19 protein-coding genes are annotated in these 22,287 nt (G+C 68.8%); 5 read left to right on the top strand and 14 right to left on the bottom strand.

Going from position 1 to position 22,287, the window contains the following annotated elements; all coding sequences use genetic code 11:
• Positions 1–18 precede the first annotated feature (18 nt).
• Entirely contained in the window at positions 19–672 is a 654-nt protein-coding gene (adk, locus tag ACK4ZD_RS04950; RefSeq protein ID WP_409659380.1) for an adenylate kinase, read from the top strand.
• A gap of 33 nt (positions 673–705) precedes the next feature.
• Here the strand turns inward: adk and ACK4ZD_RS04945 are convergent, their stop codons facing one another.
• The 13 genes from ACK4ZD_RS04945 to ACK4ZD_RS04885 form a co-directional block, all read right to left on the bottom strand.
• Positions 706–1,101: a RidA family protein gene (locus ACK4ZD_RS04945; RefSeq protein ID WP_409659379.1), complete on the bottom strand. Its 396-nt coding sequence runs from the start codon at positions 1,099–1,101 to the stop codon at positions 706–708.
• Between the two features lie 2 nt (positions 1,102–1,103).
• Positions 1,104–1,547, bottom strand: a complete 444-nt coding sequence (locus ACK4ZD_RS04940; RefSeq protein WP_409659377.1) for an acyl-CoA thioesterase — start codon at positions 1,545–1,547, stop codon at positions 1,104–1,106.
• Between the two features lie 8 nt (positions 1,548–1,555).
• Complete coding sequence (locus ACK4ZD_RS04935; RefSeq protein ID WP_409659375.1) at positions 1,556–2,266, bottom strand: ABC transporter ATP-binding protein; 711 nt, start codon at positions 2,264–2,266, stop codon at positions 1,556–1,558.
• Positions 2,263–3,030 carry an ABC transporter ATP-binding protein gene (locus ACK4ZD_RS04930; protein ID WP_409659372.1) on the bottom strand — a complete coding sequence of 256 codons (768 nt, stop codon included), beginning with the start codon at positions 3,028–3,030 and terminating at the stop codon, positions 2,263–2,265. Before ACK4ZD_RS04930 ends, ACK4ZD_RS04935 begins: the two co-directional genes overlap by 4 nt.
• On the bottom strand, positions 3,027–3,983 hold the full coding sequence (locus tag ACK4ZD_RS04925; protein ID WP_409659457.1) for a branched-chain amino acid ABC transporter permease: 957 nt from the start codon (positions 3,981–3,983) through the stop codon (positions 3,027–3,029). Before ACK4ZD_RS04925 ends, ACK4ZD_RS04930 begins: the two co-directional genes overlap by 4 nt.
• Positions 3,984–4,065: 82 nt before the next feature.
• Complete coding sequence (locus ACK4ZD_RS04920; protein ID WP_409659370.1) at positions 4,066–4,986, bottom strand: branched-chain amino acid ABC transporter permease; 921 nt, start codon at positions 4,984–4,986, stop codon at positions 4,066–4,068.
• Between the two features lie 15 nt (positions 4,987–5,001).
• Positions 5,002–6,183, bottom strand: a complete 1,182-nt coding sequence (locus ACK4ZD_RS04915; RefSeq protein ID WP_409659368.1) for an ABC transporter substrate-binding protein — start codon at positions 6,181–6,183, stop codon at positions 5,002–5,004.
• Between the two features lie 71 nt (positions 6,184–6,254).
• The gene (locus ACK4ZD_RS04910; protein WP_409659366.1) at positions 6,255–7,886 is read right to left on the bottom strand and encodes an AMP-binding protein; all 1,632 of its coding nucleotides are present in this window, start codon (positions 7,884–7,886) and stop codon (positions 6,255–6,257) included.
• Positions 7,883–9,061, bottom strand: a complete 1,179-nt coding sequence (locus tag ACK4ZD_RS04905) for an acyl-CoA dehydrogenase family protein (RefSeq protein ID WP_409659365.1) — start codon at positions 9,059–9,061, stop codon at positions 7,883–7,885. Before ACK4ZD_RS04905 ends, ACK4ZD_RS04910 begins: the two co-directional genes overlap by 4 nt.
• Before the next feature lies 1 nt (position 9,062).
• Positions 9,063–9,929 carry an enoyl-CoA hydratase family protein gene (locus tag ACK4ZD_RS04900; RefSeq protein WP_409659364.1) on the bottom strand — a complete coding sequence of 289 codons (867 nt, stop codon included), beginning with the start codon at positions 9,927–9,929 and terminating at the stop codon, positions 9,063–9,065.
• Entirely contained in the window at positions 9,926–10,480 is a 555-nt protein-coding gene (locus ACK4ZD_RS04895) for a MarR family winged helix-turn-helix transcriptional regulator (protein ID WP_409659362.1), read from the bottom strand. Before ACK4ZD_RS04895 ends, ACK4ZD_RS04900 begins: the two co-directional genes overlap by 4 nt.
• Positions 10,477–11,241 (bottom strand): SDR family NAD(P)-dependent oxidoreductase, encoded by a 765-nt coding sequence (locus ACK4ZD_RS04890; protein ID WP_409659360.1) that lies wholly within the window; start codon positions 11,239–11,241, stop codon positions 10,477–10,479. Before ACK4ZD_RS04890 ends, ACK4ZD_RS04895 begins: the two co-directional genes overlap by 4 nt.
• 2 nt (positions 11,242–11,243) lie before the next feature.
• Complete coding sequence (locus ACK4ZD_RS04885) at positions 11,244–13,595, bottom strand: bifunctional salicylyl-CoA 5-hydroxylase/oxidoreductase (protein WP_409659358.1); 2,352 nt, start codon at positions 13,593–13,595, stop codon at positions 11,244–11,246.
• 200 nt (positions 13,596–13,795) lie between these two features.
• Between ACK4ZD_RS04885 and ACK4ZD_RS04880 the strand changes: the two genes are divergently transcribed.
• Both ACK4ZD_RS04880 and ACK4ZD_RS04875 read left to right on the top strand, forming a co-directional pair.
• Complete coding sequence (locus tag ACK4ZD_RS04880; protein WP_409659356.1) at positions 13,796–14,554, top strand: 3-hydroxyacyl-CoA dehydrogenase; 759 nt, start codon at positions 13,796–13,798, stop codon at positions 14,552–14,554.
• Between the two features lie 9 nt (positions 14,555–14,563).
• On the top strand, positions 14,564–16,351 hold the full coding sequence (locus tag ACK4ZD_RS04875; protein ID WP_409659354.1) for a gamma-glutamyltransferase family protein: 1,788 nt from the start codon (positions 14,564–14,566) through the stop codon (positions 16,349–16,351).
• A 4-nt stretch (positions 16,352–16,355) separates the two neighbouring features.
• Here the strand turns inward: ACK4ZD_RS04875 and malE are convergent, their stop codons facing one another.
• Positions 16,356–17,558 carry a maltose/maltodextrin ABC transporter substrate-binding protein MalE gene (gene malE, locus ACK4ZD_RS04870; RefSeq protein ID WP_409659352.1) on the bottom strand — a complete coding sequence of 401 codons (1,203 nt, stop codon included), beginning with the start codon at positions 17,556–17,558 and terminating at the stop codon, positions 16,356–16,358.
• Between the two features lie 256 nt (positions 17,559–17,814).
• Here malE and dnaG point away from each other — a divergent pair, with 256 nt between their 5' ends.
• Positions 17,815–19,641 carry a DNA primase gene (dnaG, locus tag ACK4ZD_RS04865; protein WP_409659350.1) on the top strand — a complete coding sequence of 609 codons (1,827 nt, stop codon included), beginning with the start codon at positions 17,815–17,817 and terminating at the stop codon, positions 19,639–19,641.
• 346 nt (positions 19,642–19,987) lie between these two features.
• Positions 19,988–22,261 carry an RNA polymerase sigma factor RpoD gene (gene rpoD, locus ACK4ZD_RS04860; protein ID WP_409659348.1) on the top strand — a complete coding sequence of 758 codons (2,274 nt, stop codon included), beginning with the start codon at positions 19,988–19,990 and terminating at the stop codon, positions 22,259–22,261.
• The last annotated feature ends 26 nt before the right edge of the window (positions 22,262–22,287 follow it).

The following is a 22,287-nucleotide window of genomic DNA, read 5'->3' as shown; positions in this document are numbered from 1 at the left end:
ATTTTCCAAAGGATCCCCATGCGATTGATACTCTTGGGCGCACCGGGCGCAGGCAAAGGCACGCAGGCCGCATTCATCTGCCAGAAGTTCGGCATTCCGCAGATCTCCACCGGCGACATGCTGCGTGCGGCCGTCAAGGCAGGCACGCCCCTGGGCCTGGAAGCCAAGAAGGTCATGGACGCAGGAGGCCTGGTGAGCGACGACATCATCATCGGCCTGGTCAAGGAACGCATCGCCCAGCCCGACTGCGCCAACGGCTTCCTCTTCGACGGTTTTCCCCGCACCATTCCGCAGGCCGACGCGATGAAGGCCGCCGGCGTCAAGCTCGACTACGTGCTCGAGATCGACGTGCCCGACGAGGCCATCATCGAGCGCATGAGCGGACGGCGCGTGCACGCGCCCTCGGGCCGCACCTACCACGTCAAGTACAACCCGCCCAAGGTGCCGGGCAAGGATGACGTGACCGGCGAGGACCTGATCCAGCGTGACGACGACAAGGAAGAGACTGTGCGCAAGCGGTTGCAGGTCTACCAGAGCCAGACGCGTCCGCTGGTCGACTACTACTCGCAGTGGGCCGCCACCGGCGACCCGCAGGCCCCGAAGTACCGGCGCATCGAGGGCCTGGGTTCGGTCGAGGACATCACCGCTCGAGCCCTCGCGGCCCTGGCCTGAGCCGGCCTTATATCTTGCCCCCGGAGCCGGGCCTCAGTCGTCGGGGATCACCGCCGTCACCTCGATCTCGACCTTGGCACGGTCCTCGATGAGGGCCGACACCTCGATCGCGGTCATCGCGGCGTTGTAGCTGCCAATGAGTTCCTTGTAGGCCTGGCCGATCTCGCGCTGCTGCGCGAGGTACTCGCGCTTGTCGGTCACGTACCAGGTCATGCGCACGATGTGCTCGGGCCTGGCGCCCGCCTCGGCCAGCACCGCGACGATGTTGGCCAGGGCCTGTCGCACCTGGCCGGCCAGGTCGTCGGTGTGGAAGCGGCCCTCGGCGTCCCAGCCGATCATGCCGGCGACGAACACCATCTGGCCGCGCACGGCCACACCGTTGGCATAGCCCTTGGGGCGCGGCCAGCCCGGGGGTTGCAGGATCTTCATGTTCAATCTCCGTGTTGTCGAGGCCCGAAGCCCATCAGCGCGCGTCGCATGTCCTCGGGAATGGGCATGGCGCGATGGGTGTCGAGCGATGTGGTGACCAGCACCTGGCGGGCCGTGACGCGGGCTTCGTCGCCGCGGCGCACGCCCAGGCGCAGGCCGATCGAGGCCCCGCCCACGCGCTCGAGCGACAGTCCCAGCGTCACGACCTCGCCCATGCGGCTGGGGGCGGTGAAGTCGCAGGCCAGGCTCACCGTGGGCAATCCCGTGCGGCGCTCGCCCAGGATCTCGGCATAGGGCAGGCCCAGGGCCTCGGTGAACCAGTCCTCGACCAGCTGGTTGAACATCACCAGGTACTGGGGAAAGAACACCAGTCCGGCCGGGTCGCAGTGCGAGAAGCGAATGGGCTGCTCGCGCTCGAAGGCATGACGCTGCGCAATCGCTGGCATGACGGCCCTCACACCCCGATGTAGCGGTGCCACAGCGCCGGGTCGGCCCCGAGCTGCTCCGAATCGCCGTGCCAGACCACCCGGCCGCGCTCGATGATGGTGTGGCGGTCGGCCAGACGCACCAAACGCTGCACGTACTTGTCGATCACGAGGATGGTCTGCCCCTGGTCACGCAGGGCGGCCAGGCAGCGCCAGATCTCCTCTCTGATCAGTGGGGCCAACCCCTCGGTGGCCTCGTCGAGCACCAGCAGACGCGGGTTGGTCATCAAGGCCCGGCCGATGGCCAGCATCTGCTGCTCGCCACCGGAGAGCTGGTTGCCCATGTTGGCGGCACGCTCCTTCAGGCGGGGGAAGAGGGTGTAGACACGCTCCAGCGTCCACGGGTCGTTCGAGGCGCAGCGGTTGGCTGCAAACGCCAGCAAGTTCTCCTGCACCGTGAGATTGGGAAAGATCTGCCGACCCTCGGGCACCACGGCCAGGCCCATGCGCGCGATGCGGTCGGGGTCGCGGCCGTCGATGCGTTCGCCGAGGAAGCGCACCTCGCCCCCTTTTGCACGCACCAGGCCCAGGATCGACCGCACCGTGGTGGTCTTGCCCATGCCGTTGCGGCCCAGCAGCGTGGCCACCTCGCCGGCGGCCATGGACAGGTCGATGCCGAAGAGCACCTGGCTGCTGCCGTAGGCGGTCTCCAGACCACGGACTTCCAGCAAGGCACTCATGCCCCGATCTCCTCGAGTTCGTCGCCCAGGTAGGCCCGCTTCACCTCGGGGTGCTCGCGGATGGACTGCGGGCTGCCACTGGCGATGATGCGGCCCGACACCAGGGTGGAAATGCGGTCGGCCAGGCGGAAGACCGCGTCCATGTCGTGCTCCACGAGCAGCACGGTCAGCTCGCGGCGCAGGCTTTGCAGCAGGGCCACCATTTGCTCGGACTCCTCCGGTCCCATGCCGGCCATGGGCTCGTCCAGCAGCAGCAGCTTCGGCCGTGTGGCCACCGCCAGCCCCACCTCGAGCTGGCGCTGCTCGCCATGGGCCAGGGCCCCGGCCAGGGCGCCCAGCCGCGCCCCCAGCCCCACGCGCTGCGCGATGGCTGCGGCCTCCTCGTAACGGGCGTGCTCCTCACGGGCGCGCCGCCAGAAGCGCAGGCTCGAGCCCTGGCGGGCCTGCACGGCCAGGGCCAGGTTGTCGAGCACGCTCAGGCGCCTGAAGATGCTGGTGATCTGGTAGGAACGCACCAGGCCGCGCAGCACGCGCTCGTGCATCGGCAGGCGGGTGATGTCCTGGCCATCGAAGACGATCCGGCCCGCATCGGGCACCAGCGCACCCGAGATCTGATGGATCAGCGTGGTCTTGCCGGCCCCGTTGGGGCCGATCAACGCATGCACCTCGCCAGGCCACACCTCCAGACTGGCCTGGTCAGTCGCCGTCAGGCCGCCGAAGCGCTTGACCAGGCCCTTGAGTTCGAGCAGCGCCGGTGCGCTCATCGTGACTCCTTCGTGAACAGACCCATCAGGCCCCGCGGGGCCACCAGCACCACGAGCAACAACACCGCCCCCACGCCGAACTGCCAATGGATGGTGTAGCCCAGCGCGATTTCCTCCAGCAGCAGGAAGACGACTGCACCGACGAAGCCGCCGTACAGGTGGCCCACGCCGCCGAGGATGACCATGATCATCAGCGCACCGGACTGCTGCCAGCTCATCAGCGCCGGGCTGACGATGCCGCTCTGGTTGGCCATCAGCGCCCCCGCCAGGCCGGCGATGGCCCCGGCCAGCGCGAAGGCGACGAGCTTGTAGCGGTACACCGGAAAGCCGATGGCCGTCATGCGCGTCTCGTTCTCGCGTTGGGCCTGCAGCACATGACCGAAGCGGGCATTGAGCAGGCGCCAGATGAAGAGGAAACAGGCCGCGAAAAGGGCGAGCACCACGTAGTAGAAGTGCACGTCGTCGCGCAGGTTCAGCCCCAGGCCCAGCACGGAGCGCTGCGGCAGCGGCAGGCCGTCCTCGCCGCCGTAGTCTCGCAGCGAGATCATCACGTAGAAGAGCATCTGCGCAAAGGCCAGGGTGATCATGATGAAGTACACGCCGCGCGTGCGCAGGCTGATCGCCCCGATCGCCAGGGCGAACAGGCCGCCCATCACGGCCGCCAGGGGCCAGGTCACCCAGCCCGAGACCACGCCGTGGACCATGGCGATGCCCACGGTGTAGGCGCCGATGCCCACGAAGGCGGCATGGCCGAAGCTGACCAGGCCGCCGAAGCCCAGGATGAGGTTGAGGCTGGTCGCGGCCAGGGCCAGGATGAGGATGCGGCTGCCCAAGCTGATGTAGAAGGTCTCGTCCAGGGCCTGGGCGACCAGCGGGAACGCCACCAAGACCGCCAGCAGCGGCACAGCCCAGCGCAGATGCAACGGATGGTCGAGCACCCCCCGCAGCGGCATCGGCGGCACGCTGCGGGAGGGGGCCTGGGTCGCCAGCGGCGCGGTGGTCGTGGTGCCTTGCATCGGTTCGCTCATGGTGTCTTCAGCCTCGCGCCGGGAACAGCCCTTCGGGCTTCCAGAACAGCACCACGGCCATCAGGACGTAGATCAGGATGGAGGCCAGGGCCGGGCCCACGCCGGAGGCCACGGCCGGCCCCAGCAGACCGCCCAGGGCCACGGGCACGAAGGTTCGGCCCACGGTATCGACCACACCCACGAGCAGCGAGCCCATCAAGGCGCCGCGCACCGAGCCGATGCCGCCGATCACGATGACCACGAAGGCCAGGATGAGGATGTTCTCGCCCATGCCCACCTGCACGGCCACCAGCGGGCCCAGCAATCCCCCGGCCACCGCGCACAGCGCCGCGCCCACCCCGAACACCGCCGTGAAGAGCGTGCGCACGTCGGACCCCATGGCCAGCGCCATTTCGCGGTTGGAGGCGCCGGCACGCACCTGCATGCCCACCCGCGTGCGGGTGATGAGCAGGAACAGTCCCAGGGCGACGGCCAGCCCCACACCGATGATGAGCAGGCGGTAGGCCGGGTAGTAGAAGCCTTCCCAGAGCTCGACCGGGCCGGCCAGCGCCGCCGGCGGGTTGAGCAGGATGGGCTGGGGCCCCCAGATCATGCGCACGGCTTCGTTGCACATGAGCAGGATCGCGAAGGTGCCCAGCACCTGGGAGAGGTGGTCACGCTGGTACAGGCGCCGAAGGATGGTGAACTCCAGGGCCATGCCGAAGACTGCTGTGCCGACGATGCCCGCAGCCAGCCCCGCGGCAAAGGACCCCGACGCCTGGGCCACGGCCGCGGTGAGGTAGGCGCCCACCATGTAGAGCGAGCCATGGGCCAGGTTGATCATGTCCATGATGCCGAAGACCAGGGTCAGCCCGGCCGCCAGCAGGAAGAGCATGAGCCCGAACTGCAGACCGTTGAGGGCCTGCTCGAGGATGAGCGTCAGGGTCACGGTCGCGCCTTCGCTTTATTTCATCTTGCAGGCGCCCACGTAGGCGTCGGCGTGGTTCTTGAACACCGTGCCCAGTGTGCGATTGGTGATGCGGCCCTGGGAGTCCTTGTGCACGATGCGCAGGTAGTAGTCCTGGATGGGGTACTGGTTCGTGTTGAACTTGAAGGCGCCGCGCACCGACTTGAAGTTGGCCGCCTGCAGGGCCTTGCGCAACGCGGCCTTGTCCTCGATCTTGCCCTTCACGTCACGCACGGCGGCATCGATGAGCATGGCCGCGTCGTAGCCCTGTGAGGCATAGAGCGACGGCAGGCGGCCGTACTCCTTCTGGAAGTCGGCCACGAAACGCTTGTTCTGCGGGTTGTCCAGGTCGTGCGCCCATTGCGAGGTGTTGAACATGCCGAGCATGGGCTCACCCACCGCGCGGATCACATCCTCGTCGGCCGAGAAGCCCGGGCCGAACAGGGTGGTGTCCTTGGACATGCCAGAGGCCACGAACTGCTTGATGAAGTTGATGCCCATGCCGCCGGGCAGAAAGATGTACATCGCATCCGGCCGGGCGGCGCGCACCTGCGCCAGTTCGGCCGCATAGTCGAGCTGGCCCAGGCGGGTATAGATCTCGGAGACCACCTCGCCACCCTGGTAGTAGCGTTTGAAACCCGTCAGGGCGTCCTTGCCGGCCGGATAGTTGGGCGCCAGCAGGGCCACGCGCTTGAAGCCCTTGTCGGCCACCGTCTTGCCCACCGCTTCGTGCAGGTTGTCGTTCTGCCAGGCCACGTTGAAGAAGTAGGGATTGCACTGCTCGCCGGCATACTGCGAGGGGCCGGCGTTGGCGCTGATATAGAAGGTCTGGTTGTCGAAAATGGGCTGGCCCACGGCCAGCATCACGTTGGAGAAGACCACGCCGGTCATGAAGTCCACCCGGTCGCGCTTGAGCAGGCGCTCGGTGGTCTGCTTGGCGGCGTCGGGGCTTTGCTGGTCGTCGGCGACGATCACCTCGGCCGGCAAACCGCCCAGCTTGCCGCCGGTGTGCTTGAGCGCGAGGTTGAAGCCGTCGCGGATGTCGATGCCCAGGCCGGCACCCGGTCCGGACAGCGTGCTGAGGAAACCAATCTTCACCTTGTCGGCCGCCAGGGCCGGCGTGGCCAGCGCGCTGGCCGCCAGCGCGGCGCACACCAGGGTTCGAGGAATCAGGCGCATGGGACGTTCTCCTTGGTTGGGGGATCAAGCCTGCGAGCATGCCCGAGCCGGGCCGTTGCGGGTCAGCGGGTTCATACCGAGCGCAGCTTGAACCGCTGCAGCTTGCCCGTCTCGGTCCTCGGCAACTGGGTACGGAATTCAATCGCGCGCGGGTACTTGTAGGGCGCCACGGTGCGCTTGGCGAAGTCCTGCAGTTCGCGCACCATCGCCTCGCCCGGCGCATGGCCCTCGCGCAGCACCACGAAGGCCTTGACGATCTGGCCGCGCTGCTCGTCGGGCACGCCGATCACGCCGCATTCGGCCACGGCCGGATGCTGCAGCAGGCAGTCCTCCACCTCGACGGCGGCGATGTTGTAGCCGGCCGAGACGATCAGGTCGTCGGTGCGCGACTGGTAGTGGAAGTAGCCGTCCTCGTCGAGGATGTAGGCATCCCCGGTGAGATTCCAGCCTTGCTGGACGTACTGGCGCTGGCGCTCGTCGGCCAGGTAGCGGCAGCCCGTGGGGCCCTTGACCGCCAGACGGCCCACGGTGCCCGCAGGCACCGGGCGCCCTTCGTCGTCGAGCACACAGGCGCGGTAGCCGGGCACCACGGTGCCGGTGGCACCGGGGCGGGCATGCGCCTCGTCGGCCGAGATGAAGATGTGCAGCATCTCGGTGGCGCCGATGCCGTCGATCATCTCGATACCGGTGTGCTCCTTCCACAGCGCACGCGTGGCCGCCGGCAGGGCTTCCCCGGCCGAGACGCACTTGCGCAGGCTGCCGCCGCGGGGGGCGCCGATGCGCAGCTCGCCGGCCTGCACCGCCATCGCACGGTAGGAGGTGGGTGCCGTGAAAAGCACCGTCGCGCGAAAGCGCGGGATCGCCTCCAGCAACATCGGCGGGCCGGCCTTCTCCAGGAGCACCGTGGAAGCCCCGATGCTCATCGGGAACAGCAACAGACCGCCCAACCCGAAGGTGAAGGCCAGGGGCGGGCTGCCGATGAAGATGTCGTCGGCGTTGGCCTTGAGCACGTGGCGTGGCCAGCAGGCACAGATGGCCATCACGTCGCGATGGAAGTGCATCGTGCCCTTGGGCACGCCGGTGGTGCCCGAGGTGAAGGCGATCAGGCAGGTGTCGTCCGCAGCGGTGTCGACGTTGTCGAAGGACGGCGATTGACGCGCCATCGCGGCCTCCAGGCCCTGGGACGAATCGTCATGGAAGTAGCGGATCTCGCGCAGCACCGGATGCTGGGCCACCGCCAGCTGCAGCTCCTCGGCGAGCGAGGCATCGCACAGCGCATGGCTGACCTGGGCCTTGTCGATGATCTGACCGAGCTCCTTGGCGCGCAGCAGCGGCATGGTGGCCACGGCGATGCCACCGGCCTTCATCACCGCGAACCAGCAGGCGGCCATCATCGGGTTGTTGGGCGCACGCAGCAGCACCCGGTTGCCCGGCACCAGGCCCATCTCACGCACCAGCACGTGCGCGATGCGGTTGGCCTTGTCCTGCAGATCGGCATAGGTCCAGCGCAACCCGCCCGGGGCCTGCAGGCACAGGCGCTCGCCCTGGCCCTGCGCCACCCAGCGGTCCAGCAGCTCGGTGGCACAGTTCAGGCGCTCGGGGAACTGCAGTTCGGGCAGCTCGAAGAGGAACTCGGGCTGCCACTGCGGCGGCGGCAGACGGTCGCGGGCGAAGGTGTCCACGTGCGAGGTTCTCGTCGTCATGGCTGACCCCTTTCCTTCACATCTTTGAGCAGTTCGCGGGCGATGATGAGCTGCTGCACTTCGGTGGCGCCCTCGTAGATGCGCAGGGCCCGGATCTCCCGGTACAGGCGCTCGACCGGCATCTCGCTGACCACCCCGAGCCCGCCGAAGATCTGCACGGCCGCGTCGATGACTTGCTGGGCCCCCTCGGTGGCGCACATCTTGGCCATCGCCGCCTCGCGCGTCACGCCGCGACCCTGGTCGCGCTGCCAGGCCGCCCGGTAGGTGAGCAAGGCCGCACTGTCCACCGTGGTGGCCATCTGGGCGAGCTTGGCCTGGGTGAGCTGGAAGTCCGCCAGGCTCTGGCCGAACATCCGCCGTGTGGTGGCGCGCTGCAAGGCCTCGTCCAGTGCGCGGCGGGCAAAGCCGAGGGCGGCGGCGGCTACCGAGGTGCGGAAGACATCGAGCGTGCGCATGGCCAGTTTGAAGCCCTCGCCGGCCGGCCCGATGCGCTGGCCTGCCGGCACGCGGCAGCCGGCAAAACGCAGCCGGGCCAGTGGATGAGGGGCGATCACCTCGATGCGCTCGGCGATCTCGAAGCCCGGGGTGCCCGCCTCGACGATGAACGCGGAGATGCCCCGTGCCCCGGGGGCCTCACCCGTGCGTGCGAACACCACGTAGACGTCGGCAATGCCCCCGTTGGAGATCCAGGTCTTCTCGCCGTCAAGGACGTAGTCGCCGCCCTCCTCCCGGGCCGTGCAGGCCATCGCGGCCACGTCCGAGCCGGCTTCGGGTTCGGACAGTGCAAAGGCCGCGATGGCCTCGCCGCGCGCGACGCGCGGCAGCCAGGCAGCGCGCTGCTCGGGGCTGCCGGCCAGGCTGATCGCCCCGGAGCCCAGGCCCTGCATGGCAAACGCAAAGTCGGCCAGACCCGAATGACGCGCCAGGGTTTCCCGGATCAGGCAGATCGCACGGGTGTCGATGGCCTCGCCCACCCCCCCATGGGCGGTGCCGGCCACTGCATGGCGCAACCAGCCGCCCTGCCCCAGCGCACGCACCAGGGCGCGGCACTCGGCATCAACATCATGACCATGGGCCTGGGGCACGTGCTCGCGTGCCCAGGCCTCGAGCCCCCGTGCGAGTTCCTGGTGACGCGGCTCGAAGAAGGGCCAGTCCAGGTAGGCGGTAGTGGCCATCTCAGTTCCCCTGGAACACCGGACGCTGCTTGGCCACGAAGGCCTCATAGGCGCGGCGGAAGTCCTCAGTGAGCATGCAGATTGCCTGGGCCTGAGCCTCGGCCTCGATGGCCTGGTCCACGCCCATGTTCCATTCCTGATGCAGCATGGTCTTGGTGATGCCGTTGGCAAAGGTCGGGCCGGCGGCGATCTCGCGGGCCCATTGCAAGGCCTCGTGCACCACGGCCTCGGGCGCGCACAGGCGGTTGAAGAAGCCCCATTGCAGACCTTCCTCGCCGCCCATGGACCGGCCGGTGTAGAGCAGCTCGCTCGCACGCCCCTGACCGATGATCCGCGGCAACATCGCGCAGGCCCCCATGTCGCAGCCGGCCAGGCCCACGCGGTTGAACAGGAAGGCCGTCTTGGTGCGCGCGGTGCCCAGACGCAGGTCGCTGGCCATCGCCAGGATGGCACCGGCGCCGGCGCACACCCCGTCCACCGCCGCGACGATCGGCTGCGGACAGGCCCGCATCGCCTTGACCACGTCGCCGGTCATGCGCGTGAACATCAGCAGCTCGGGGGCCTTGAGCTGCACCAGCGGGCCGATGATCTCGTGCACGTCGCCGCCCGAGCAGAAATTGCCCCCCGCGCCCGAGAGCACCACCGCCTTGACGTCCACCGCATGCTGCAGGGCCCGGAAGAGGTCGCGCAGCTCGGCATAGGAGTCGAAGGTGAGCGGGTTCTTGCGTTCCGGGCGGCTCAGGGTGATGTGGGCCACGCCGTTCTCGCACTGCCACAGGAAGTGGCGCGCGGCATAGCCCGAGAGTTCACGCCGGTTGCCGGCAGCCAGGGCCGGGTCCAAGCCGGTGGGGGTGGAAGGAACGCTCATGCAACCTCGCTGGATGGAGATGAAGACGGGGGTTCGGCCTGGCGTGCCGCCATGTGCACGCGCAGCTGGCCCAGCAGTTCGTACAGGGCCTTGCGGTCGGCCGCGCGCAGATCGGAGAAGAACTCGATGACCCAGGCCTCGTGTTCGGCGGCGATGCGCTCGAAGACCCGGCGGCCTTCGGCGGTGAGCCGCAGCAGGAAGGCCCGGCGGTCGTCGGGCGACGGTTCACGCGACACCAGGCCTTCCTTTTCCAGCTCGTCGGTCAGGCCGGTGATGCTGCCGCCGGTCACCATCAGGTAGCGCGACAGGGCATTCATGCGCAGCCCTTCCGGATGCCGGTGCAGCTGTGCCAGGTAGTCGAAGCGCGACAGCGTGATGCCAAAGCGCGTGCGCAGGCGCTTGCGGATCTCGGTCTCGATCTGCGTGCTGCAGGCCAGCAAGCGCAGCCACAGCTTGAGGGCCATGTGATCGTCCGAGGCCGCGCGGGCCTCCAGGCCGATGCTGTGCTCGTCCAGGCCGGGCACGAGACGGAGTTTGGAGCCGCGCTTCACATGACCTCCCCGCCGCTGACCGAGATCGCCTGCCCCGTCACCGCCGCGGCGGCCTCACCGCACAACCAGGCCACGGCATCGGCCACCTCCTCGGGCTGCACCAGACGGCCCTGGGGGTTGCCGGCGGCCAGCTCGGCACGCGCCTGGGCCGGGCTGCGTCCGGTCTTGGCGACGATGCCTTCGATGCTCTGGCGCAGCAGGTCGGTCTCGGTATAGCCCGGGCACACGGCGTTGACCGTGACGCCCTTGCGGGCCAGCTCCAGCGCCAGCGCACGGGTCAGGCCCACCACGCCGTGCTTGGCCGCGGTGTAGGCGGTGACGTAGGCATAGCCGCGCAGACCGGCCGTGCTGGCGACGTTGACGATGCGGCCCCATCCGACGTCCAGCAGATCGGGCAGCGCCGCGCGGGTGCACAGGTAGGTGCCGGTGAGGTTGACGTCCAGCATGCGCTGCCACAGCGCCGCATCGGTCTTTGCGAACGGTGCGCTCTCGGCCTGGCCGGCGTTGTTGACGAGGATCTCCACCGGGCCCGACACCTCACGCGAACGAGCGAAAGCCCGGTCCACCGACGCTGCGTCGGCCACGTCCACGGCCACCACCGCATGCCCCTGACCCGGCAGTTGCGCACGCACGGCTTCGAGGACTTCGACCGTGCGGCCCATCAGCGTGAGCCGGTGGCCTTGCGCCGCCAGACGGCGCGCAATGGCCGCGCCGATGCCACGACCGGCACCGGTGACGACGGCATGTCGCGCAGTGACCATGCTCAAACCCCCAGGGCCCGGTTGGCCTGTTCGGCCGCGGCCAGGCTGCCCGACATCGCCCTCTCGCGCTCGAGGTTGCGTTCGAGCTGGCTCTTGGCCGACAGATACTGCACCGGCCAGTCCACGTCGCCATAGCCGAGTCGGGCGGCCTCCAGCAGCGTCCACGACGGGTTGGCCAGGTGCGGGCGCGCGATCGCACACAGATCGGCCCGGCCCGCGGCGATGATGCTGTTGACCTGGTCGGCATCGGTGATGGCCCCGACCGCGATCGTGGCGATGCCCGCCTCGTTGCGCACGCGGTCGGCAAAAGGCGTCTGGTACATGCGGCCGTAGACCGGCTTCTGATGGGGGCTGACCTGACCCGAGGAACAGTCGATCAGGTCGGCGCCGGCCGCCTTGAAGGCGCGGCCGATGGCCACCGCGTCGTCCGGCGTGATGCCCCCCTCCACCCAGTCGTGCGCGGAGATCCGCACCGACATCGGGCGATCCTGCGGCCACACCTCGCGCAGCGCGGTGAACACCTCCAGCGGGTAGCGCAACCGGTTGGCGAGCGACCCGCCGTAGTCGTCGGTGCGCCGGTTGGTCAGCGGCGAGATGAAGCTCGACAGCAGGTAACCGTGGGCGCAGTGCAGCTCCAGCCAGTCGAAGCCGGCCTGCGCCGCACGCCGGGCAGCCGCCACGAAGTCCTCGCGCACGCGATCCATGTCCTGGCGAGTCATGGCACGCGGCACCGGCCCATCATCGAGGTAGGGCACCGCCGAGGCAGACAGGAGCGGCCAGTTGCCCGAGCGCAGCGGCCGGTCGGCCCCGTCGTCCTGCCAGGGTGCGTTCGTGGAGCCCTTGGCGCCCGCGTGGCCGAGCTGCATGCCGATCCTGGCCTCGGTATGGGTGTGCACGTAATCGACGATGCGCTTCCAGGCCTCGCGCTGGGCGTCGTTCCACAGGCCGGGACATGCCGGGGTGATGCGCGCGTCGGGCGACACGCAGGTCATCTCGGCGAACACCAGGGCCGCCCCACCCATCGCCCGTGCCCCCAAGTGCACCAGGTGATAGTCGCCCGGCACGCCGTCGATGGCGGAGTACTGCGCCATCGGCGAGACGACGACGCGGTTCTTCAGCCTCACCCCCCGCACCGTGAACGGTGTGAACATCGGCGGCACCGGCGCACGCGAGCCTTGGCGCCGCACACCCGAGCGCTCGGCCAGCCAGTCTTCGAAGCGTTCCACATAGACCTTGTCGCGCAGACGCAGGTTCTCGTGGCTGATGCGCTGGCTGCGCGTGAGCAGCGAATAGGCGAACTGCTCGGGCGGCAGGTGCACATAGCGCGAGACGTTCTCGAACCACTCAGTGGAGTTGCGCGCGGCGTTCTGGATGCGCAGCACCTCGACGCTGCGCACCGCCTCGTAGTCACGCAGGGCTGCGGCCAGGTCGCCCGGATGGCGCTGGATGCAGCGCGTCAGCTCGATCGCGTCCTCCAGGGCCAGCTTGGTCCCCGAGCCGATCGAGAAGTGGGCGGTGTGGGCCGCATCGCCCATCAGCACCACCGGCGCGCGGCCATTGTGGTGCACCCAGGTCTTGCACACCACGCGCGGGAACTTGATCCATTGGGCCGAGCCGCGAAGATGGGTGGCGTTGGACATCAGCTTGTGGCCGTCGAGGTACTTCGCGAAGAGCCGCTCGCAAAAGGCGATGGACTCCTCCTTCTCCATCTTGTCCAGGCCCGCCTTGAGCCAAACCTCCTCGGGCGTCTCGACGATGAAGGTGGAAGTGTCGGCGTCGTAGCGGTAGGCATGCGCCTGGAACCAGCCGTGCTCGGTCTCCTCGAACGCGAAGGTGAAGGCCTCGAAAAGCTTGTGCGTGCCCAGCCACACGAAGCGGCAGCGGCGCACATCGATGTCTGGCTGGAAGGTGGCCGCGTACTTGCTGCGGATGCGGCTGTTCAGGCCGTCGCTGGCGATGATCAGGTCGGCACCGGGGAAGTCCTCGTCGCTGCCCACCTCGGTCTCGAACACCAGCTTCACCCCCAGGGCCTCGCAACGAGCCTGCAGGATGTTGAGCAGGCGCTTGCGTCCGATCCCGCAAAAACCGTGACCGCCGGAGCGGATCGTGCGCCCGCGGATGTGCACGTCGATGTCGTCCCAGTGGTTGAAGGCATCGAGGATCTGCGAGGCCGTCTCGGGGTCGGCCTGCTGCAGGTTGCCCAGCGTCTGGTCCGAGAACACCACCCCCCAGCCGAAGGTGTCGTAAGGGCGGTTGCGCTCGACCACCGTGATGTCATGGGACGGGTCGGCGCGCTTCATCAGCAGCGCGAAGTACAGGCCGGCCGGGCCGCCTCCGATGCACACGATCTTCATGCCCGTGATCCCAGGGATTGGCGATGTGATTAATTTAGAACTCAAGTATTTGGAGGTCAATCAATTCGCCCCTGGGACCAACCCCACCCGGGTTTCCACCGAGGCCGAGCGCAGCCCTTCCAGGCGTCCCGGGGTTTGGGTCACAATTGACGTTTACGTCAACGTCATATCTACCCCTCACCCGCACAAGGAGCACATTCATGGACATCAAGGGCAAGGTCTTCATCGTCACCGGCGGGGCCTCGGGCCTGGGCGAAGGCGCGGCACGCATGCTGGCGCGCGAGGGCGGCAAAGTCGTGATCGCCGACCTGCAGGCCGACAAGGGCGAGGCCGTGGCCCAGGACATCGACGGCGTGTTCGTGAAGTGCGACGTGGCCAGCGAGGACGATGGCAAGACGGTGGTCGCCCGGGCCGTCTCGCTGGGCAAGTTGATGGGCCTGGTCAACTGCGCGGGCATCGCCCCGGCAGTCAAGACCGTCGGCAAGGACGGCGCCCACCCGCTGGCCGTGTTCACCAAGACGATCACCGTCAACCTGATCGGCAGCTTCAACATGATCCGCCTGGCGGCCGAGGCCATGTGCAGGAACGAGCCCGAGCCCACCGGCGAGCGCGGCGTGCTGATCTCCACCGCCTCGGTGGCGGCCTATGACGGCCAGATCGGCCAGGCGGCCTACTCCGCCTCCAAGGGGGGCGTGGTGGGCATGACCCTGCCGATCGCCCGCGACCTGGCGCGCAATGGCATTCGCAACATGACGATCGCCCCCGGCATCTTCGGCACGCCCATGCTGTTCGGCATGCCCAAGGAGGTGCAGGACGCCCTGGCGGCCAGCGTGCCCTTCCCCAGCCGCCTGGGCACCCCCGAGGACTACGCCAAGCTCGTGCACCAGATCATCACCAACGAGATGCTCAACGGCGAGGTGATCCGCCTGGACGGCGCGATCCGGCTGGCGCCGCGCTGAGCTCCTGCCATGCGATGCCGCGCGGCGAGCACCGCCTTGCTGGCCCTGCTGCTGGGCTGCGCAGCGACGCCTGCACCGGACGTCGTCCGGCCTCACCAGCCTGAGGCGGCCACCGGCCTGAGCCAGCGCTCGGCGGTGCTCGTGCGCGAGCAGGCGGTGGCCGCCGCGCACCCGCTGGCTGCCGAGGCCGGCTGGCGCATGCTGCGCGCCGGCGGCACGGCCGTGGATGCCGCCATCGCCGCCCAGCTGGTCCTCACCCTCGTCGAACCCCAGTCCAGCGGCATCGGTGGCGGCGCCTTCCTACTGCACTGGGACGGCCGGCGGCTCGACGCCTGGGACGGCCGCGAGACCGCACCGGCGGCCGTTGACGAACGACTCTTCCTCGACGCCCAAGGCCGCCCCTTGCCCTTTCGCGAGGCCGTCGTCGGCGGCCTGTCGGTGGGCACGCCCGGCGTGATGCGCATGTTGGAGGCCGCGCACCGCGCGCACGGCCGCCTGCCCTGGGCCCAGCTCTTCGAACCTGCCATCGCGTTGGCCGAGGAGGGCTTTCCGGTCGGCGAGCGCCTGCACGCCCTGCTGCGATCCGATGAGCACCTGCGGCGCGACCCGGCCGCCGCTGTCTACTTCTACCGGCCTGACGGTCACCCCCATCCCGTGGGCCACCGGCTGCGCAACCCGGCCTTGGCGGCCGTGCTGCGCACGCTGGCCCGCGAGGGAGCCGACGCCTTCTATCGCGGCCCGATCGCGCGCAGCATCGTCGCCAAAGTGCGCAGCCACCCCACCCGGCCCGGGTACCTGAGTGAGGCCGACCTCGCCGCCTACCAGCCGCGGCGGCGCGAAGCCCTGTGCAGCCCCTGGCGCACCTGGCGGCTGTGCGGCTTCCCGCCGCCATCGTCTGGCCATCTCGCCATCGCCCAGATCCTGGGCATGCTCGAGCACGCAGCCCCACCGGGCCCAGTGCTGGTGACAGGGCAGCCTGGCCCCGACTTCCTGCATGCCTACGCCGAAGCCTCACGGCTGGCCTTTGCCGACCGCGCCCAGTACGTGGCCGACCCCGATTTCGTCACGTCCCCGGCTGGTCACTGGACCAGCCTGCTCTCACCCGCCTACCTGGCCGAGCGTGCCCGGCTCATCGGCCCACGTGCGATGCAGCGCGCCCATCCCGGACGCCCCGGCGGCCGGCCCAGCGCCTGGGCCCCTCAGCCCGAAGCCCCCGAGCGCGGCACCTCGCATCTGTCGGTCCTCGATCGCGAGGGCCGCGCCGTGGCGCTGACCACGACGATCGAGGACGCCTTCGGTGCCCGGCTGCTCGTCGATGGCGGCACGGGCCGGCCCGGCGGCTTTCTGCTCAACAACCAGCTCACCGACTTCGCCTTCGTGCCCGCCGATGCCGACGGCCGCCCCGTAGCCAACCGCGTCGAACCCGGCAAGCGCCCCCGCTCGTCGATGAGCCCCACGCTGGTCTTCGACCGCGCCAGCGGCGAGCTCGTGCTCAACGTCGGCTCGCCGGGTGGGTCGCTGATCATCCATTACACCGCCAAGGCCCTGCTGGGCACCCTGGCCTGGGGCCTGGACGCGCAGCAGGCCCTGGACCTGCCCAACTTCGGCACCACCGGCGGCCCGCTGCTGCTGGAGGAAGGACGCTTTCCGCCCGGCACGCTGGAGGCGCTGCGCCAGCGAGGGCACACGGTGCGCGAGGCGCCCATGACCAGCGGCGCCCAGGCCCTGCAGCGCCACCCCCGCGGCTGGCTGGGAGGTGCCGACCCGCGCCGCGAAGGCGCGGTGCGCGGCGAGTGAATCCTCAACGGCTCGCCACCGGCCGCCCCTGCGCGGCCAGGGCGCGGATCTGCGCGGCCGCCGCATCCAGCGCCTCGCGCGGTGCGCGGCCCGTGTTGATCTCGCGCAGCGCGGTGGACAGGTGCTGCCAGAACCAGGTCATCTCGCTGTTGCTGGGCATGGGCCGGCCCGCGTAGATCGCCTCCATCGAGGCACGCACCCGGGCATCGGCATACAGGCGCCAGAACATGCGGCGCGAGGCCGGCACCCCCAGGGGCTTGTCGGCGTTGATGGCCTGCAGGCTCTCGGGCCGCAGCAGGTGGTTCTCGATGAAGTCGATGGCCCACGCACGCCGCGGCGTGCCCTCGACCACCATCGCCCCCAGCACCCCGACGAAGGGCCGGGCCGGCTTGCCGCCCAGCGTGGGCAGCGGGGCCACGCCGAAGTCGATCCCGGCCGCAGCCAGCCCCTCCCAGGCCCAGGGGCCGGTGATCCACATCGCCTGCTGTCCGTCGCGCATGTCGGCCTCGGCCTCCGAGTAGCTCAGGCCGCCCTGCGGGATCATGCCGACAGCCATCAGTTGCTGCAGGTACTGCCCGGCCCGCACCGCGCCGGGATGATTGATGCCCGTGTCGCGCGGCTCGTAGCTGCCGTCGATGCGGCGCTGGAACACATAGGCCCCGCCGGCGGCCATCAGCGGCCAGGTGAAATAGGGACTGCCGGTCTCCCAACCCAGGGCCCGGATGCCTTTGGGCTTGAGCCTCTCGTGCAGGACCAACACCTCCTCGAAGCTCGACGGCGGCTGGCCCACCAGCGCTTTGTTGTAGACCAAGGCCACGGCCTCCACCGACAAGGGATAGCCCCAGAGCTTCCCGCCCTGTGTGAACCCGTCCCAGGCCACCTGCACGATGTCACTGCGCACGGGCTCGCCCGGCTGCACCGGCGCAATCCAGCCCCGCTGGATCCAGTCGCCGATGCGGTCGTGAGGCCAGATCCAGATGTCCGGCCCCGCCGCGCCGCCCTCCTTCATCACGGCCTCGAAGCGATCGACGGCCTGCTCGAAATGCTGCACCACCACCTTGCGCCCGGTGCGCTGGGCATAGGACTGCGCCACGCGGCGCAGGCCCTCGTGGCCTTTGTCGGCATTGATCCAGATCGTGAGCGGGTCGTCGGCCGTGCGGGCACCCGCCGGAAGCTGCCACGACCCTGCGCAGCCGCAGACCCCCATAGATAGAAGTTTGACTACATTTCGCCGATCTTTCCGCACACTGACCCCCTCGTTGCCCTGCGCTCTCGGCGGCGCAGTCTATGCGCGAAAACACCTCATAAAATCAGGATTCTCCCGAACAGAGAAGCTGGGGCGGCTCCGGCTTGCACGGACCTGGGTTCGCGGAAGTACAGATATAGTATTTTGACTACATTCCTCGATCTGGCGCCCTGTGTGCAACGCGCCCCCTCCTGCACAGCGGCGGTAGACTCCTGGCGTGATCCCCCCCGGCTTCAAACAGGACCTGCTCGCCCGCCTCGACATCGTCGAGATCGTGGGCCGCCACGTCCAGCTCAAGAAGGCCGGCATCAACTTCAAGGGCCTGTGTCCCTTCCACGGCGAGAAGACGCCGAGCTTCATCGTCAGCCCCTCGCGTCAGACCTATCACTGCTTCGGCTGCGGTGCGCACGGCAATGCCATCGACTTCCTGATGGAACAGGGCGGCCTGGGCTTCGTCGACGCAGTGCGCGAGCTGGCCCAGCAGGCGGGCCTGGCCGTGCCCGAAGACGACAGCACCCCCGAGGAGCGGGCCCAGGCCCAGCAGCAGCGCGACCGCCAGCACACGCTCACCGAGGTGCTGGAGCGCGCGGCCGCCCACTACCGCAGACAGCTCAAGACCAGTCCGCGCGCCATCGACTACCTCAAGCGACGCGGCCTGACCGGCGAGATCGCCGCACGCTATGGCCTGGGCTATGCCCCCGAAGGCTGGCGCACGCTGGCCAGCGCCTTCCCCCGGTATGACGACCCGCTGCTCGAAGAAAGCGGCCTGGTGATCGTCCAGGGCGATAACGACGAGGCGCGACGCTACGACCGTTTCCGCGACCGCATCATGTTCCCGATCCGCAGCGCGCGCGGCGAGGTCATCGGCTTCGGCGGACGGGTGATCGACCAGGGCGAACCGAAGTACCTGAATTCCCCGGAGACCCCGGTGTTCGTCAAGGGCCGCGAGCTCTACGGCCTGTACGAGGCCCGCCAGGCGTTGCGCCAGCTCGGCTATGCCCTCGTGGTCGAAGGCTACATGGACGTGGTCGCCCTGGCCCAACTGGGCTTTCCCAACGCCGTGGCCACCCTGGGCACGGCCTGCACGGCCGAACACGTCCACAAGCTCCTGCGCTTCACCGACACCCTGGTCTTCAGCTTCGACGGCGATGCCGCCGGCCGGCGTGCGGCCACCCGGGCGTTGGAAGCGGCCCTGCCCCACGCCACCGACACCCGCACGATCAAGTTCCTCTTCCTGCCGCCCGAACACGACCCCGATTCCTACATCCGAGAGCATGGGCGCGAGGCCTTCGCCTTGTGCGTGGCGCAGGCGGTGCCGCTGTCGCGGCAAATCCTGGACACCGCCCGCGACGGACTGGACCTGGGCAGCGCGGAGGGCCGGGCCCACATGCTGGCCGCCGCCAAACCCCTGTGGAACGCCCTGCCCGATGGCGTGCTCAAGCAGCAGATCCTGGCCGACCTGGCCCAGGCCGGCGGCCTCAACCCGCCCGACCTGCTCGCGCTGTGGCAGGGCCGCGCCCCGGCGCCGGGGCGCGGTGGCGACGGCCCGACGCGCCGCTCCGCCCGGCGCTCGCGCGAGGAACCGCCCCGCCCGAGCGGCCCGCGCAAGACCCCGCCGGGGCCGGCCGAGCAGGCGGTGCGCCTGCTGTGGCTGCACAGCCCCTGGTGGGACCGCCTCACCGGCGAAGACCACGAACTGCTACATGCCCTGCCCGCCCCGCTGGGCCCGCTGTGCGCCTGGCTCGAACGCCACCTGGCCGACCACGGCCCGCAACCCTGGTCGGCCCTGGACGAAGCGCTGTCGGGCCACCCCCTGCACGAGGCGGCGCGCCGGCTGGCCGGCGCCATCCACCCGGACGACAACCTCGGCTTTGCGGACCTGCGCGCCCTGCTCGACCGCCTGATCATCGAGCGCCTCAAGGCCGAGGAGACGCGACTGATCGAGCATGCCGCCCGCGATCCGGCCGCGTTGCAGCGCTATCGTGAGGTCCACGAGCGCCGCCGCCGCCTCGAGGCCGCGCGTGCGGCTGAGGCCGGCTCCTGAACATCCCCGGGCCGACCCCGTCTGGCATCAAGGCCTTTGACGGATGGGCCGGTGTCGCCGATAATGTGATGTTTGTTGATGCGGCAAGAGTGACAGCAGCACCTGCGGGCCCCGGCCACCCGCGACACGGGTTCCATCCAGGCCACCCCGACCCCGCCAGGGCTGCAACCCATCCCCGTTCACGCCAGCTTGCCCTCTTGAGTCGACACCTGCCGGCCTCATCTGGGTCTTGCAGTGTCGACCGGCTTCGCTCGTGCATCGCCTGCGTGTCGCCCCGGCCCTTGCGGCCCGCGCCCGGCTGCCGCACCGGCCGAGGCCACCCGCCCCAGACCATCCGAGGAAACGCATGACCGCCAAGAAAAGTGCCAGCTCCAAGGCGTCCACCCCCAAGGCCGCCGCCGCCGAAACCGCCGCCGACAAGAAGAAGACCGCCAAGGCCGCGGCCGTGAAGGAGGCCCCGGCCAAGGCCGCCGCGTCCGCGAAATCGGGCGGCACCCGTGCCGCCAAGACCGGCGCACCTGCGGAAAGCACATCCAAGGGCAAGCGGGGCCGCAAGCCCAAGGCGGAGACCACCTCGGCCAAGAAGGGCCGCGCCGAGCTCGACGCGGACGAGGACTTCTCCGACATCGACGCCGAGCTCGAGGCCGAGATCGAGCCGGAAGTCGAGGCGATCGACGAGGGCGACGACAAGCCCAAGGCCAAGCCGCTGCGCATGAAGGTCAGCCGGGCCAAGGAGCGCGCGCTGATGCGGGAGTTCGGGCTGGACGAGACCACGCTGACCGAGGAAGAGGTCAACAAGCGCCGCACCGAGCTCAAGACCCTCATCAAGATGGGCAAGACGCGGGGCTTCCTGACCCACGCGGAGATCAACGACCACCTGCCCGAGAAGCTCGTCGAGACTGAGATCATGGACGCCATCGTGTCCATGCTCAACGACATGGGCATTGCCGTCTACGAACAGGCCCCCGACGCCGCCACGCTGCTGATCGCCGGCGGCACCACCACCACCGCCACCGAGGAAGAGGCCGAGGAGGAAGCCGAGGCGGCGTTGTCCACGGTGGACAGCGAGTTCGGCCGCACCACCGACCCGGTGCGCATGTACATGCGCGAGATGGGCACCGTCGAGCTGCTCACCCGTGAGGGCGAGATCGAGATCGCCAAGCGCATCGAGAAGGGCCTGCAGGACATGATGCTGGCCATTTCCGCCTCGCCCACCACCATTGCCGAGATCCTCTCGCTGGGCGACAAAATCGCCGCCGGCGAACTGCAGATCTCCGAGGTGGTCGACGGCTTCGTCTCCGACGACGAGGCCGACGACTACGTGGCCGAGGAAGACTTCGACGAATTCGACGAGGACGACGACGACGATGGCAACGGTGGCTCCAAGGCGCTGACCAAGAAGCTCGAAGAGCTCAAGGCCGCGGCGCTGGAGAAGTTCGCCAAGCTGCGGATCGAATTCGACAAGATGCGCCGCGCCTACGAGAAGGATGGCTACAAATCGCCAGCCTACAACAAGGCCCAGCAAGCGATCTCCAACGAGCTGATGACCATCCGCTTCACGGTCAAGACGATCGAGAAGCTGTGCGACATCCTGCGCTCGCAGGTCGACGACGTTCGGCGCTACGAGCGCGAGATCCGCAAGATCGTGGTCGACAAGTGCGGCATGCCGCAAGAGCACTTCGTCAAGACCTTCCCGGCCAACGTGCTCAACCTCAAGTGGGGCGAGAAGGAAGCCGCTGCCGGCAAGCCCTATAGCGCGGTGCTTGCGCGCAACCTGCCGGCCGTGCAGGAGCTGCAGCAAAAGCTCATCGACATCCAGGCCCGTGCCGTCGTGCCGCTGGAAGATCTCAAGGAGATCAACAAGCGCATGAATGAAGGCGAGGCGGCTTCACGCGAAGCCAAGCGCGAGATGATCGAGGCCAACCTGCGCCTGGTGATCTCGATCGCCAAGAAGTACACCAACCGCGGCCTGCAGTTCCTCGACCTGATCCAGGAAGGCAACATCGGCCTGATGAAAGCGGTGGACAAGTTCGAGTACCGCCGCGGCTACAAGTTCTCGACCTACGCCACCTGGTGGATCCGCCAGGCCATCACCCGCTCGATCGCCGACCAGGCCCGCACCATCCGCATCCCGGTGCACATGATCGAGACGATCAACAAGATGAACCGTATCTCGCGTCAGCACCTGCAGGAATTCGGCGTCGAGCCCGACGCTCCGACGCTGGCCGAGAAGATGGACATGCCCGAAGACAAGATCCGCAAGATCATGAAGATCGCCAAGGAGCCGATCTCGATGGAAACCCCCATCGGCGACGACGACGACTCCCACCTGGGCGACTTCATCGAGGACACCAACAACACCGCGCCGGTGGACGCGGCCATGCAGGCCGGTCTGCGCGAGGTGGTGAAGGACATCCTCGACAGCCTCACCCCGCGCGAGGCCAAGGTCCTGCGCATGCGCTTCGGCATCGAAATGAGCACCGACCACACGCTGGAGGAAGTGGGCAAGCAGTTCGACGTGACACGTGAGCGCATCCGCCAGATCGAGGCCAAGGCCATCCGCAAGCTCAAACACCCCAGCCGCTCGGACAAGCTGAGGACGTATCTCGACAATCTTTGATGGGCGAGATACGCACCGCCGCAGGC

This window comes from Caldimonas sp. (assembly GCF_046291045.1).
GTDB lineage: Bacteria > Pseudomonadota > Gammaproteobacteria > Burkholderiales > Burkholderiaceae_C > Caldimonas.
This window is presented reverse-complemented; position numbering and strand designations above follow the sequence as displayed.